Here is a 14,428-nt window from a genome sequence, read left to right on the forward strand (position 1 = left end):
GGAGGGGGAGATGCGGGGAGGGGGAGATGCGGGGAGGGGAGATGGGGTGGTGGGTGGTTTGGGGTGTAGTGCTGGGGGGTTGTCGGTGGGCGGCGGTAGGTTTTGGGCATGAGCGAGGAGATTCCGGCGGCGCCGCCTGAGGTGATGGAGCGGCATGCTGCCTTGAGCAACGAGATCGAGGACCACCGGGCGAAGTACTACCTGGGTAGCTCGGTCATCTCCGATGCCGACTTCGATGCGCTGATGCACGAGTTGCAGGCGATCGAGGAGCAGTACAACGAGTTGCGGACGCCGGACTCGCCGACGCAGAAGGTCGGGGTGCCGATCTCGACGTTGTTCGCGCCGATCGAGCATCCGATGCGGATGGAGAGTCTGGGGAACGCGTTCTCGGCCGAGCAGATGGAGGCTTGGGCGAAGCGGCTCGAGCGCGAGGTGACCGTCCAGCAGATCCACGACTCGGGGTTCCTCTGCGAGCTGAAGGTCGACGGGCTGGCGCTCGATCTGGTCTACGAGCACGGTCGCCTGGTCAGCGGCGGCACCCGTGGTGACGGGCGGACCGGTGAGGACGTCACGCCGAATGTGCGGACGATCAAGAGCATCCCGGAGCAGTTGCAGGGTGACGACGTCCCGGCGTTCCTGGAGGTTCGCGGCGAGGTCTACTTCCGGGTCGAGGACTTCACCGAGCTGAACGCGCAGCTGGCCGAGGCCGGCAAGGACGTGTTCTCCAATCCACGCAACAGCGCGGCCGGATCACTGCGACAGAAGGATTCGCGGGTTTCGGCCAGCCGTCCGCTGCGGTTCGTCGTGCACGGCCTGGGCAAGGTCGAGGGACACCGGCTCGGGCGGCTCTCCTCGGCGTACGAGCAGTTGAAGGCGTGGGGGCTGCCGGTCAGCGATCGCGCGCGCCGGGTCGAGACGCTGGCCGAGGTCAACGAGTTCATCGCGTACTACGGCGAGAACCGGCACTCGGTCGACCACGAGATCGACGGTGTCGTGGTGAAGGTCGACGAGATCGACCTGCAACGGGCACTCGGCTCGACCTCGAGCGCACCGCGCTGGGCGATCGCGTACAAGTACCCGCCGGAGGAGGTCACCACCAAGCTGCTGGCCATCGAGGTGAACGTCGGCCGCACCGGCCGCGTCACGCCGTACGGCGTCATGGAGCCGGTCCGGGTGGCCGGATCGACGGTGGAGTTCGCGACCCTGCACAACGCCAAGGAGGTCGAGCGCAAGGGCGTGGTCCCCGGGGACACCGTGGTCCTACGGAAGGCCGGCGATGTGATCCCGGAGATTCTCGGGCCGGTCCTCGAGTTGCGCCCCGACGACGCCGAGCCCTGGGTGATGCCGACCACCTGTCCGTCGTGCGGGACCGAGCTGCGGCCGATGAAGGAGGGCGACATCGACATCCGTTGCCCCAACTCGCGATCGTGCCCGGCCCAGCTGCGCGAGCGGATGTTCCACCTGGCCGGCCGGGCTGCGTTCGACATCGAGGTGCTCGGCTTCAAGGCGGCCGACGCGCTGATCGGTGACGAGCTCATCGTGGACGAGGGCGACCTCTTCACGCTGACCGCCGACGAGCTCATCCGCAGTTCCTTCTTCACCACCAAGGCCGGCGTGCTGTCCGCGAATGCCCAGAAGCTGCTGACGAATCTCGAGCAGGCCAAGACCCAGCCGCTGGCCCGCGGGCTGGTCGCGTTGTCGATCCGGCATGTCGGGCCGACGGCCGCCCAGGCGCTCGCCGCGGTGTACGACGACATCGACGCCGTACGGGCTGCTAGTGAGCAGGAACTGTCCGAGATCGAAGGTGTCGGGCCGACCATCGCGCATGCGGTGATCGAGTGGTTCGCGGTGGACTGGCATCAGGCGATCGTGGACAAATGGAAGGCCGCGGGTGTCGTGATGCGGCAGGAGCGGACCGGGCCGGTCGTCGAGCAGACACTGGTCGGGCTGTCGGTCGTGGTGACCGGGACGGTCGAGGGGTTCAGCCGCGACGAGGCGACCGAGGCGATCGTGTCCCGCGGTGGCAAGGTGGCCGGGTCGGTGTCGAAGAAGACGTCGTTCGTGGTGGTCGGCGATTCGCCGGGATCGAAGTACGACAAGGCGGTTCAGCTCGGCGTACCGATCCTCGATGCGGCCGGATTCCGGGTGCTGCTGGCCGATGGCGCCGAGGCAGCCACGGCGGTCGCGAGTACCCCGGAGCCGGGCTAGTCGCGGGCTACCTGAAGAATCACGGGATCCGGCACCAGAGCTGAGCCGTCGGACTGTTAGTTTTGCACGTCCATGCATGGGTCAAAGGAGCGAATATGACGACGCCGCCACAGGGACCGTGGGGTTCCGGGCAGCCGGGGGGCCAGCCGGGCGGACAGCAGGGGGGCCAAGGAGGTCAAGGCGGCGGCTGGGGACAGCAGCCTCCTGGCCAGGGTGGCGGCGGTTGGGGGCAGAACCCGCAGCAGCCGCAGCACGGGCAGCCGCAGGGCCAGCCTCCGCAGCAGGGTGGTGGCGGATGGGGTCAGCAGCCTGGACGGCCGCAGCCCGGTCAGCCGGAGGGCCAGCCCTCGCACGGGCAGCCTTCGCAGCCGCAGCAGGGCCAGCCTGAGCAGGGACAGCCTGCCCAGGGCTGGGGCCAGCGCGCGCCGCAGCAGGGCGAGCAGCAGCCTTACCAGCAGCAGGCCTGGGGTCAGCAGGGCGCCCAGCAGGGCGGCTGGCACCAGCAGCAGAGTGGTCAGCCAGGCCAGCAGCCGTGGCAGCAGGGCCCTGGCTCCGGTGGCTCCAAGGGACCGGGCGGTTTCGGCAAGGACAAGATGCCGCTGGTGATCGGTGGTGGCGTGGTCGGCATTCTGCTGATCGGCCTGATCATCGTGCTGGTCGTCCGCGGCCTCGGCGGCGACGACAAGAAGACCGCCGACCCGGGCCCGCAGCCCACCTCCGGTTCGACCAACGGCGGCGGCACCGGCAACTCGTCGGGCCAGGCCGAGGCGGCGACGCAGAAGCTTCAGGGCATCGGCTACCAGTGCTCCGATCTGTTCAACAACGACGCCGGTGCGCACCGCGGCTGCTTCAAGTACGACGGTCCGACCCAGGTCGACGCGATCTTCCAGTTCACCAAGGACGGGTCGATCATCAGCCTCGAGCTGACCTCCCGCGACGACGACAACCGCAACAACGCCGCGGTCAGCTTCGACGCCGCGCTGCAGGCGCTCGGTAACGACACCTTCGGCGGCAGCGAGGTGAAGAAGATCCAGGACGCGGTGAAGACCGGTCAGAAGTCGGACAAGGTTGGCACCTCGTGGGGCGAGTTCCGGCTGAGCAACGACAGCTCGCTGACTCTGTCCGGGCGCAAGTCCGGTGAGGAGTCGATCAAGGTGCCGGACAAGACCTGGCAGACCACCGAGGCCCAGCTGAAGAGCGCGCTGACGGCGAAGGGCTACGACTGCAAGGTCATGTGCTCCAAGAAGGTCGGCGACTTCGGTTCGCAGCGCGTCTTCGGCTACGGCACCTCCGACGGCGGCGTGAAGCGGCTCGAGATCAGCATCTCCGGACGCAAGGACGCCGCGGAGGCGGCTTGGCCGACGGTAGTCGGCGACGCGTTCGGTGCGCTCAAGGGTCCGGACGCGGCGGCGCTGAAGGAATTCATCGCCAAGCACAACGACGGCAAGCCGGCCGCGGCGTTCGTCGGTGGCTGGCGGGTCGAGGTGCGGAACAACGACCGAGACGACTTCTTGTCCCGGACGATTAACATCGATGCTGAGTCGTACTACGTCTGAGCTGATCGGCGGAGATGTGATGAAGCTGCCCCGGGAGAATCGGGTCGAACAGGCGGTGGTGGCCCCACCGCCTGAGGCGGCCCAACGGGTCGAGGGGGGTGGGGCCTGGGGTCCCACCCAGTTCGACCTCCCGGAGCGCAGCGGCAGCAACAGCCAGACGATCCTGATCGTCTCGCTGGTCGGAGTCCTGGTGCTGCTGGTGCTCGCCGGACTCTGGACGTTCACCTACTTCCAGCTGGGATAGCCGGAAGTTCGCCGCCTTAGGCGGTGGCGCGGATGGTGACTGCGAGTGAGGCGAGGTAGCTCAGTCGAGCGACCTCCGAGCCGAGGAACTCCGGCCCACCGCGGCGACCGACCACGATGATCCGGCGGTCGGACTCCAGCGGCGCCGCGACCAGCACGGACTCGGACAGACCCTTGTGGTCCGGCGCATCCAGAGTGATGGCCTTCTCCAGCGGCAGCCAGGCTGCCGCGACGTCACCGAACTCCGGAGTGGCGCTGGTCTCCAGCGCGACCTTCACCTCGGAACCCGTCCCGTCCAGCAGGACGGCCCAGTCGGCGTGCAGGACGGCCGGCGCCTGCTCGATCAGCAGGTCGATCGCGTCCGCGGGTGCGGAGGTCATCTGCTCGACCGCTTCGAGGTCCATGTGCAGTCCGCCGCCGGCGCCGTACCGGGAGAACCAGATCACCTCGACGTCGTCCACGCTGTTACAGGCCGACACCAGCCGGTCCGGCAGGACGCCGGGAGGCAGGTCGACCACGATGTCGTCGACCGCGGTGCCGTTCTCGCGGCGGTGCTCGACGATCTCGATCGCGTGGATGTCGGCACTCACCTCACCGAGGGCGGTGGCCACAGTGCCGAGCGAACCGGGTCGGTCCGGGATGATCAATCGCAGCAGGAACACCGAACGATCATCTCCCAGCCGATCACCTTGCGCGTAACGCCCTGTCGCGGCCCATGTTACAGAGCGGAACCCGCAACACGCCCGGGCCCTCTCGAACCGCGAACGGGGACGAGGAAATAAACCTGTCACAGCCGCCCTCTAGGATGACTTGAGCGCCACGTGGAGGTTTGCCGTGGCGTGTCCAGCAACTGCAGACACATTGGACCGGTTCATGCCATCGATTACCCGCGAAGAGGTTGCGCACCTGGCGCGACTGGCGCGGATCGAGCTCAGCGACGCCGAGCTCGATCACCTCGCGCCACAGCTCGACCAGATCATCACCCTGGTCGGGCAGGTCAGCCAGGTCGCGGCGGACGACATTCCGCCGACCTCGCACGCCCTGCCGCTGACGAACGTGATGCGCGCCGACGAGAACGTCCCGTGCCTCACCCCGGAGCAGGCGCTGTCCGGCGCCCCGGCAGCCGAGGCGCAGCGATTCCGGGTGCCGCGGATCCTGGAGGAGGACTGAAATGAGTGACCTCACCAGGAAGACCGCGGCCGAGCTCTCCGAGCTGATGGCGTCGAAGCAGGCCAGTTCGGTCGAGGTGACCCAGGCGCATCTGGATCGCATCGCTGCCGTCGATGGGTCCGTGAAGGCGTTCCTGCACGTCGACACCGAGGGTGCGCTGGCGCAGGCCGCGGCCGTCGACGCCAAGCGTGCGGCCGGCGAAGAGCTCGGTCCGCTGGCCGGTGTCCCGCTGGCGCTCAAGGACGTGCTCACGCAAGAGGGCGTGCCGACGACCGCCGGCTCGAAGATCCTCGAGGGCTGGAAGCCGCCGTACGACTCGACCGTGGTGAAGCGGCTGAAGGCGGCCGGCATCGTCATCCTCGGCAAGACCAACATGGACGAGTTCGCGATGGGCTCCTCCACCGAGAACTCGGCGTACGGGACCACGCACAACCCGTGGGACCTCGGCCGGATCCCCGGTGGTTCGGGCGGCGGTTCGTCTGCGGCCATCTCGGCGTACGAGGCACCTCTCGCGATCGGTACCGACACCGGCGGCTCGATCCGGCAGCCGGGTGCGTTCACCGGGACGGTCGGCGTGAAGCCGACGTACGGCGGCACCTCGCGGTACGGGCTGATCGCACTGGCCTCCTCGCTCGACACCCCGGGGCCGTGTGCCCGGACGACGCTGGATGCGGCGCTGCTGCACGAGGCGATCGCCGGGTGGGACCCGATGGACTCCACCTCGATCAACCAGGACGTTCCCGCCGTCGTGGCGGCTGCCCGCAACGGTGATGTGTCCGGTCTGCGGATCGGCGTGGTCAAGGAGCTCGGCGGCGAGGGGTACCAGCCTGGTGTGGAGGCTCGCTTCCACGAGGCGGTCGAGCTGCTCACCAAGCTGGGTGCCGAGGTCGTCGAGGTCTCGTGCCCGCACTTCCAGTACGCACTGCCGGCGTACTACCTGATCCTGCCGAGCGAGGCCTCGTCCAACCTGGCCAAGTTCGACGCGATGCGGTACGGGCTGCGTGTCGGCGACGACGGCACGAACAGCGCCGAGACAGTGACGAGCCTGACGCGCGAGGCCGGGTTCGGCGACGAGGTGAAGCGGCGCATCATCCTCGGTACGCACGCGCTGTCGAGCGGTTACTACGACGCGTACTACGGCCAGGCGCAGAAGGTTCGGACGCTGATCGCCCGGGACTTCACGAAGGCCTACGAGCAGGTCGACGTACTGGTCTCGCCTGCGACACCGACCACGGCGTTCGCGATCGGTGACCGGATCGACGACCCGATCGCCATGTACAAGAACGACCTCTGCACAATCCCGTCCAACCTGGCCGGCAACGCGGCCGCGTCGTTCCCGTGCGGCCTGGCCGACGAGGACGGCCTGCCGGTCGGCTTCCACGTGATGGCCCCGGTGATGCGCGACGACCTGCTGTACACAGTCGGCGCCGCGCTCGAATCCGCGCTGGCCGAGCAGTGGGGCGGCGTACTGATGACGAAGGCTCCGGAGCTGGAGGTGACCCGATGACCGCTGAAGTTGTTGCTATTGACGATGCCCTCGCGCAGTACGACCCGGTCATGGGTCTCGAGGTCCACGTCGAGCTGAACACCAAGTCGAAGATGTTCTGCGGCTGCCCGACCGAGTTCGGCGCCCCGCCGAACACGCAGACCTGCCCGGTCTGCCTCGGCCTGCCGGGCGCGCTGCCGGTGGTGAACCGGCGTGGCGTCGAGTCCGCCATCAAGATCGGCCTCGCGCTGAACTGCGAGATCGCCGAGTGGTGCCGGTTCGCCCGGAAGAACTACTTCTACCCGGACATGCCCAAGAACTTCCAGACCTCGCAGTACGACGAGCCGATCGCCTTCAACGGGTGGACCGAAGTTGTGGTCGATGGTGAGACGTACCGGATCGAGATCGAGCGCGCCCACATGGAGGAGGACACCGGCAAGTCCACCCACGTCGGTGGCGCGACCGGCCGGATCCAGGGCGCGTCGCACTCGCTGGTCGACTACAACCGGGCGGGTATCCCGCTGATCGAGATCGTCACCAAGACGATCGAGGTCCCGCCGGCGAAGGCTGCTGCTGTTGCGCGTGCGTTCGTGAGCCAGTTGCGCGATCTGCTGCTGGCGCTGGATGTGTCCGACGTGCGGATGGACCAGGGGTCGCTGCGGTGTGACGCGAACGTGTCGCTGAAGCCTTCCGGTACTACGGCTTTGGGGACTCGGACTGAGACCAAGAACGTGAACTCGTTCCGGTCGGTCGAGCGTGCGATCACGTACGAGATCACCCGGCAGGCCGCCGTACTGAACGCGGGCGGCAAGATCCTGCAGGAGACGCGGCACTGGCACGAGGACACCGGCATCACCACCTCGGGCCGGGAGAAGTCGGACGCCGACGACTACCGGTACTTCCCCGAGCCGGACCTGGTCCCGGTCGCACCCTCGCGCGAATGGGTCGAGGAGCTGCGGGCAACCCTGCCCGAGGCTCCTTCGTTGCGCCGCGCGCGGCTGCAGGAGGAGTGGGGTTTCACCGACCTCGAGATGCGCGACGTCATCAACGGCAATGCCCTGGAGCCGATCGTCGCGACGATCGACCTCGGCGTCGCCGCCGCAGCCGCCAAGAAGTGGTGGCTGGGCGAGCTGGCCCGCGCCGCCAACGAGCAGGGTGTCGACCTCGCCGAGCTGCCGGTCGGCCCGGCCGAGGTGGTTCAGGTCCAGAAGCTCGTCGACGAGGGCACCCTCAACGACAAGCTGGCTCGGCAGGTCTTCGAAGGATTGTTGGCCGGTGAAGGCACGCCGGCCGAGGTCATCGAGAAGCGCGGCCTGGCCCTGGTCTCCGACGACGGCCCCCTCATCGAAGCCATCGACCGAGCCATCGCGGCCAACCCCGACGTGGTCGAAAAGGTCAACTCCGGCAAGCCGGCAGCGGCGGGCGCCCTCATCGGCGCCGTCATGAAGGACATGCGAGGCCAGGCCGACGCCGCCAAGGTCCGCGAACTCCTGAATGCCAAGCTAGGCATCTAGTTCGACCGGTGGTGGGGCCTCGTCGGCCCCACCACCCCAGACTCCTGCCTGCCCACCCCGCCACTGAAGCCAGTGGACGTCGGCGAGTGAAGCCAGTGGGCGTCGGACCTCGTCGAGTGTGACCGCCGTGGTGCTGGAAACCCTTTACCAGCGACCGGGTTCTCACACTCGCCGGCCAGCTCCTCACAGTGGCACGGTGGCTTCAGTCGCGGTCATCAACACGGTGGCTTCAGTGGCTGCCATCAAGAGGTAGGTGTGCGGGTTGCTCGGAAGCGGGTGCGGAGGCGTGCGACGTCTACCTCGGGTAGGTGTGCCTCGATGACGTCGTAGGTTTCTTCGATCAGTTGGCGGAGGATCTCGGCGGCTTGTGGCGGGGGAGCGGTGAAGACTGCTCGCAACCGGGCTGCGAGTTGGTGTGGGGCGTGGGTGAGCTCGGCTTCCATCGTGTCCAGGCGTTTGAACGCCAGGACGTGACCGCTGTAGCAGCCGTTCACAGCATGCAGTACGGCGAGCAGCTGATTCGTCATGCGAAGGAATTCGCGCGTGAGCAACACGGGATTGTCGCGCTCGATGAGCATCTGGCATCGCCAGAACTTGTCGATCGCCCCATCTCGCTCGACGATCGCGGTCGCGAGACCGCGCGGGTACGTCGCCGCCCGTCGCTTCCACCCTTGCACCAACTCCGGCTGCGGCCCGCCGATCTCCCGCCCGTCGACGAGTCCTTTGAGCAGCGTCAGACCATCCGGATCAGGCACGTTCGCTTCCAGCACCAGGTCGAGAGTCTCCTCAACCGCGGTCGACAACGCGTGCTCGACGTCCACCGCCAACCCGTCGACCGACAGATAGTCGAACCACGGTGAGCCTGCGTCTTCCGGCGTTCCCGGGCGAACGCTCGGTGCGGGGGCCAGGCGCTCGGCCGTGGTCGGTGGTCGGCTCCAGAACACGCCGACCTCGACATCCGACCACTGATCCGCATCACCCCGAGCGGTCGATCCGCCGAGCATGACCGCATCAACCCCGGGCGTCCCGGCGTACGCGGCCAGCACCGGGGCGACCGCCGTACGTCGGAACTCGGAGTGATTCACGCAGGTCAGGCCGCGTTGGTGCGCGCCGTCTTCTTCTTGGCGCGAGCCTTCCGACTAGTCTGCGCCGGCTGCCGCCGAACCTGAGGCTTGTCGTCAACCACCGGCTTTTCATCAACCGCAGGCTCAGGCTCGCGCTCGTCGACCACAGGCTCGGCTTCGTCGGACTGGCTTTCGTCGACCGGAGGCTTGGGAGCGTCGGGCTTGGGCTCCTCGACCGCGGGCTTCGACTGTGCGACCGGCTCAGGTTCGGGCTCGGGCGCGGTGACACGCGTCGGCGGTTCGACCAGGTAGCGCGACTTCGCCACCGGCTGCGGCTCGGGTTCATGCTGCGGCTCGGGGTCGTTGGAGCGCGCGGGCTCGACGAAGGGGTTGGGTTCGGCGAAGTGCTCGGGTTGGAGGAAGGGGTTGGGTTCGGAGAGGCGCGCTGGTTCGACGAAGGGATTGAGCTTGGTGAAGGGCTCGGCCGCGATGACGCGGTCGGGTTCGGCGAAGGGCTGGGGTTCGGGGGCGGGCTCGGGCTCTGGGTCGGTGGCTAGGAGGGTTAGTGCAACCGAGACGTCGTCCTGCGCGCAGCGGACCTCGTAGTACGTCGGGGTGATGACCTCGATGGGCGGCGCGTCGGGGCGGTTCCGGACCAGGCCTTGGAAGAGGCCCCACATGGCGCCGACCAGGACGCCGTACACGAATCCCCACAGTAGGACCGAGAACGCCGTCAGTGTCGTCTCGGCGACCAGGGTGACGAAGACTCCGCTCAACACCCCGAGTAGTGCACCGGCGCCGGCACTCAGGAGGGTACGGCGGACTACCGGGACCGCCGCCTGTCTGCGGGACAGCCGGAGCTCGGCGCCGACCACCTCCAGGCTTCGTGAGTCCATCCCGTAACTGCGCAGGTAGTCGACTGTCTGCTGAGCATCGGCGAAGGTGCTCACCGAAGCGACGACACTGCTGGGGACGACGGACGCCTGGTCGGGCACCATACCAACTCCTCTGGAAAGCCTGCTGCGTAAGGGGTTCCTCCCCACTAGTACCAGACGGCCGAAATCCTCAAACGGTTGACGAGTCAGATGACAGTCGGACAACAACTGTCCTTCAACCAGTCATCGCCCGATCGTCACCCGCAGGATCCGATCGTCACCGTCTCGGCTCTCGCCGCGTCCGTCGGTGTTGGACGTCGTGACCCACAACGAACCGTCCGGCGCGACCTCGACCGTCCGCAGCCGGCCGTACTCTCCAACGAAGAACGCCTGCGGTTCGCCGACCCGCTTGCCGCCCGCGACCGGGATCGCCCACAACCGCTCACCCCGCAACGACGCCATGAAAACGTGGCCCTGGGCAAAGGCCGCTCCACTTGGCGAAGCGTCACTCGTCTTCCACTGGGCGATCGGGTCGACCATCCCGTCGAGCCCCTCGGCACCCTCCGCGGCCGGCCATCCGTAGTTCGACCCCGGCGTGATCGCGTTCAGCTCGTCCCACGTGTTCTGGCCGAACTCGGCGGCGTACAGCTGATTCCCGTCGAACGCCAGCCCCTGCACATTCCGGTGGCCCTTGGTGATCCACAGCCGGCCGCCGGGATTTCCCGGCGCGGCCTTGCCCTCGGTGGTGATCCGTAGGACCTTCCCACCCAGCGAGTCGTCGTTCTGCGAGTTCGGCCGATCGCCGCCGTCGCCGGTGCCGGCGTACAGGAAGCCGTCCGGCCCGAACTTCAACCGCCCACCGTTGTGGATCGCCGCCTGCGGAATCCCCTCGAGAATCGTGGTCTGTTCCGACAGCCGCCCGTCCTTGTAGGTCAGTCGCGCGATCCGGTTGTCGCTGCTGGTCGAGAAGTACGCATACACGTACGGCGCTTTGGGGTCGACCGCGAGTCCGAGCAGTCCGCCCTCCGACGAGGGGTCCACCCCGTCGACGGTGCCGACCTCGGTCGCCTTCCCATCGACGATCCGCTTCACCTTCCCGGTGTCGCGCTCAGCGATCAACGCACTCTTGTCCGGAAGGAACGCCAGCCCCCACGGCACCGGGATCCCGCTCACCACGGTCGACGCCACGGTCAGCTTGACCTGGCTAACTGACCCAGCCGGCGCCGTACCGGAGTTGCTGGGCGTCGGCGTAGCGCCCCCTTCAGAACACCCGGCCACCAAGGCCAACGCAGCCACCGCCACCACAACCCGTCCGACCACGCCGTCTCCTCAGCTCGCAGGTCCCCCCAAGCTATCGCCCAACCCCAGCCCGAACCGCAGGAACGACCCGACTCGCAATCAACTCGAGCGACCGCATCGCCACCGCCTGCGACATCGTGGGCAACCGCATCCAGTGCGCGAACTCCACGAACCGCACCTCGGCGTGCAGCGCGATCAACTTCCGCGCCACATCTTCCGGCGTACCGACCAGGTAGTCCTCCCGCCGCAACGCGGGTGGCTCGTTCCCGCCGTACGACGCGATCTCGCCCTCCAGATAGGCGATCCCTGGAGCGGCGTCGGCCCACGCCCGGTCCGCGTCCTCGTCCACGTGCGGACCGCGGTTAGCTGAGCCAGGTGGGTCGCAAGGGGAAGTGGGCGTCGGTGGCGTCGAGTTTTACGGCTAGGAACTGGTGGAGTTGGGTGTTGTTGCGTTCGAAGCCGACTCGGCAGGCGGCTAGGTAGAGGCCCCAGATCTTGGCGGTGGCGGGGCCTACTTCGGCTACTGCTTCGTCCCAGTGGGTCTCGAGGTTGTCGGACCAGGCGGCGAGGGTGAGGGCGTAGTGTTCGCGGAGGTTTTCGGCGTGGCGGACTTCGAAGCCGGCGTCTTGGGCTTCGGCGATGATGCGGCCGGAGCCGATGAGTTCGCCGTCGGGGAAGATGTAGCGGTCGATGAAGGCGCCGGTGGAGCGGTAGCGGTTGTCGGGGCGGGTGATGGAGTGGTTGAGGAGGCGGCCGCCGGGCTTGAGGCGGTCCAGGAGGAAGCCGAAGTACGCCGGGTAGTTGCGGACGCCGATGTGTTCGGTGAGGCCGATGGAGCTGATGGCGTCGAAGTCGCGTTCGGGGACGTCGCGGTAGTCGAGGTAGCGGACTTCGGCGCGGTCCTCCAGGCCTTCGCGTTTGATGGCGGCAGCGGCCCACTCGGCTTGCGCCGATGACAGCGTGACGCCCAGCGCGGTGACGCCGTACTCGCGGGCTGCGTGGCGGACCATGCCGCCCCAGCCGCAGCCGACGTCCAGCAATCGCATGCCGGGCTTCAGATCGAGCTTGCGCGCGACCAGGTCGTACTTCTCGTACTGCGCTTTTTCCAGCGTCGAATCAAGAGTCGGATAGACAGCGCAGGTGTACGTCATCGACGGGCCGAGGATCCACTCGTAGAACGTGTTCGACACGTCGTAGTGGTGGTGGATGGCGGCCTTGTCGCGGAGGCGGGAGTGGCGGAGGCCCTCGAAGGTACGGCGCCATTTCGGGAGGTGTTCTTGCGGTGGGGGAGGTGGCGGCTTCAGGTGGGACCAGCCGAGGCCGTGGACGATGCGGAGGGCCTCGCTCGCGGTGGGGCGTTCGAAGTGGACCTGGTTGAGCATCATCCGCATGAACTCGTACGGGTTCGCGGGGTGGACGCCGGTGATCTCCAGGTCGCCCTGGACATACGCGCGGACCATGCCCAGGTCACCGGGGGCCGTCAGGATGTAGGACAGGCCGCGTTCGGTCGCCAGGTGCATGTGGATCGGGGAATCCGCGGGGCCGGTGGCACTGCCGTCGTACGCCGTGAAGCGGAAAGGGAGGCCTTCCGGGGTCACGGTGGTCAGGGCTTCTGCGATGGATACCTGTGTTGCGAGCGTCGTCATCGGCGCGTCACCGCCTTTTCGTAGAGCCCGGTGAGCCGGGCTTCCGGGTCGTAGCGTTGTTTCACCTCAGTCAGGGCCGGGACGTTGTAGAGCCGGTCGAACGTCTCCCGGGAGTAGTACGCATCGGAGTAGAGCGACTTGTGGCCGCCGAAGCGGGCGACGGCGTCCTCGATGGCCCGGTTGACATCACCGTCCGCAGCACCAGCAGCGATCGGGACGGTGCCCCAGAAGCCGACGTTCACGTACGTCGCGCCGGGCGCCAGCGGATAGAGCGGCCAGGACGCGGTTCCGCGCAACCGCAGCGGGCACAGCCACACCGGCCGCATCCCGACCTCACTGTCGAACCACCGCAGGAATTCGGCCAGCCGCGCCACCGGAATCTCCACATCCTGTACGACGCGCTCGCGCGGCGCCTGACCGCGGCGCTCACCGATCCGGGCAGCGAGGTGATGACGGTTCTCGAAACCGACGAGTTTGTGGAACACGTCGCTACGCCGCCACCGCCGCGGCCACAAACGCCGTACCCATGGCTTCTGTGCACCGAAGGCGGCTGAGCACCAGAACCAGTCGGTGTCCCACCGCCACAGGTAGTCGTGAGCGGTGAGGCAGTCGGTCTGCCGTTGCTGGATCGAGCGGTAGTAGATCTGCTGACCGGTGTAGTCGCTCGCCCGCACTGCGGCGTCGCTGTTGCGCCCCAGCGTCAGGTAGGCCTCGGACGGGCTGAACGCGACCCCGTCGACGAAGTGCACCGGTTCGCCGTCATACGTGCCAGAGGCAACGATTTCGGCGATCACCGGCGCCAGGTCGTCCAACGACACGCGGACGTGGCGCAGGGCGACGTACGGGGAGATGCGGTCGAGTGAGATGCGCAGCCGGGTCGCATAGCCGAGTGTGCCGTAGGAGTTCGGGAACATCCGGAAGAGGTCGTCACCAGGTCGTGCGGTCACGATCTCGCCGGCGCCGGTCAGGATGTCCAGCTCCAGCACGGATTCGTGCGGCAGTCCGGCGCGGAACGACGAGGACTCGATACCGAGCCCGGTCACCGCGCCACCCAGCGTGATCGTCTTGAGCTGCGGGACCACCATCGGCGTGAGCCCGTGCGGCAGGGTCGCCGCGACCAGGTCCTCGTAGGTGCACATGCCCTGTACGTCGGCCGTCCGCGCGACCGGATCGACGCTGAGCACCCCGGTCAGCCCGGAGACGTCCAGGCCGGGCGTGGCGAGCTCGGTGCGCGGCCGGAACAGGTTCGAGCTGCGTTTGGCCAGCCGCACGGGCTCGCCGACCGGGATGCGCTGGTACGACGCGCGGAGCCGGTCTACCGCCTGATCGTGCGCGAGTGTTGCAGCCGCATCCGATGTCGAGGGCAC

At 67.8% G+C, this 14,428-nt stretch carries 13 protein-coding genes; 6 read left to right on the plus strand and 7 right to left on the minus strand.

Features of this window, described 5'->3' with window-relative positions; all coding sequences use genetic code 11:
• Positions 1 to 108: 108 nt before the first annotated feature.
• The 3 genes from ligA to ABD231_RS22295 all read left to right on the plus strand — a co-directional run bounded on the left by ligA (position 109) and on the right by ABD231_RS22295 (position 4,008).
• Positions 109 to 2,208 (plus strand): NAD-dependent DNA ligase LigA, encoded by a 2,100-nt coding sequence (gene ligA / locus ABD231_RS22285; protein ID WP_344155134.1) that lies wholly within the window; start codon positions 109 to 111, stop codon positions 2,206 to 2,208.
• A gap of 95 nt (positions 2,209 to 2,303) precedes the next feature.
• Positions 2,304 to 3,764, plus strand: coding sequence for a hypothetical protein (locus tag ABD231_RS22290; protein WP_344155137.1), 1,461 nt, complete (start codon positions 2,304 to 2,306; stop codon positions 3,762 to 3,764).
• Complete coding sequence (locus ABD231_RS22295) at positions 3,742 to 4,008, plus strand: hypothetical protein (RefSeq protein WP_344155139.1); 267 nt, start codon at positions 3,742 to 3,744, stop codon at positions 4,006 to 4,008. The genes ABD231_RS22290 and ABD231_RS22295 overlap by 23 nt, the downstream gene beginning before the upstream one ends.
• 16 nt (positions 4,009 to 4,024) lie before the next feature.
• Here the strand turns inward: ABD231_RS22295 and ABD231_RS22300 are convergent, their stop codons facing one another.
• Complete coding sequence (locus tag ABD231_RS22300; RefSeq protein ID WP_344155142.1) at positions 4,025 to 4,669, minus strand: ACT domain-containing protein; 645 nt, start codon at positions 4,667 to 4,669, stop codon at positions 4,025 to 4,027.
• A gap of 211 nt (positions 4,670 to 4,880) precedes the next feature.
• On the opposite strand from ABD231_RS22300, the gene gatC reads away from it, so the two are divergent.
• Genes gatC through gatB form a run of 3 tightly spaced genes read left to right on the plus strand, consistent with a single transcriptional unit; the run spans position 4,881 to position 8,177 of the window.
• Positions 4,881 to 5,177 (plus strand): Asp-tRNA(Asn)/Glu-tRNA(Gln) amidotransferase subunit GatC, encoded by a 297-nt coding sequence (gatC, locus tag ABD231_RS22305; protein ID WP_344155145.1) that lies wholly within the window; start codon positions 4,881 to 4,883, stop codon positions 5,175 to 5,177.
• Between the two features lies 1 nt (position 5,178).
• Complete coding sequence (gatA, locus tag ABD231_RS22310; protein WP_344155148.1) at positions 5,179 to 6,684, plus strand: Asp-tRNA(Asn)/Glu-tRNA(Gln) amidotransferase subunit GatA; 1,506 nt, start codon at positions 5,179 to 5,181, stop codon at positions 6,682 to 6,684.
• Positions 6,681 to 8,177, plus strand: coding sequence for an Asp-tRNA(Asn)/Glu-tRNA(Gln) amidotransferase subunit GatB (gatB, locus tag ABD231_RS22315; protein WP_344155151.1), 1,497 nt, complete (start codon positions 6,681 to 6,683; stop codon positions 8,175 to 8,177). The genes gatA and gatB overlap by 4 nt, the downstream gene beginning before the upstream one ends.
• Before the next feature lie 242 nt (positions 8,178 to 8,419).
• On the opposite strand, the gene ABD231_RS22320 is transcribed toward gatB, so the two are convergent.
• The 6 genes from ABD231_RS22320 to ABD231_RS22345 form a co-directional block, all read right to left on the minus strand.
• Entirely contained in the window at positions 8,420 to 9,262 is an 843-nt protein-coding gene (locus tag ABD231_RS22320) for a nucleotidyltransferase domain-containing protein (RefSeq protein ID WP_344155154.1), read from the minus strand.
• A gap of 5 nt (positions 9,263 to 9,267) precedes the next feature.
• A complete protein-coding gene (locus ABD231_RS22325; RefSeq protein WP_344155157.1) occupies positions 9,268 to 10,239 on the minus strand; it encodes a general stress protein in 972 nt (323 codons plus the stop codon).
• A 120-nt stretch (positions 10,240 to 10,359) separates the two neighbouring features.
• Positions 10,360 to 11,436 (minus strand): PQQ-dependent sugar dehydrogenase, encoded by a 1,077-nt coding sequence (locus tag ABD231_RS22330; RefSeq protein WP_344155160.1) that lies wholly within the window; start codon positions 11,434 to 11,436, stop codon positions 10,360 to 10,362.
• A 31-nt stretch (positions 11,437 to 11,467) separates the two neighbouring features.
• Positions 11,468 to 11,764, minus strand: coding sequence for a hypothetical protein (locus ABD231_RS22335; RefSeq protein WP_344155163.1), 297 nt, complete (start codon positions 11,762 to 11,764; stop codon positions 11,468 to 11,470).
• A 13-nt stretch (positions 11,765 to 11,777) separates the two neighbouring features.
• Positions 11,778 to 13,061, minus strand: a complete 1,284-nt coding sequence (locus tag ABD231_RS22340; RefSeq protein ID WP_344155165.1) for a class I SAM-dependent methyltransferase — start codon at positions 13,059 to 13,061, stop codon at positions 11,778 to 11,780.
• A complete protein-coding gene (locus ABD231_RS22345) occupies positions 13,058 to 14,428 on the minus strand; it encodes an FAD-binding oxidoreductase (RefSeq protein WP_344155168.1) in 1,371 nt (456 codons plus the stop codon). The genes ABD231_RS22340 and ABD231_RS22345 overlap by 4 nt, the downstream gene beginning before the upstream one ends.

This window comes from Kribbella yunnanensis, assembly GCF_039529655.1.
Lineage (GTDB): Bacteria > Actinomycetota > Actinomycetes > Propionibacteriales > Kribbellaceae > Kribbella > Kribbella yunnanensis.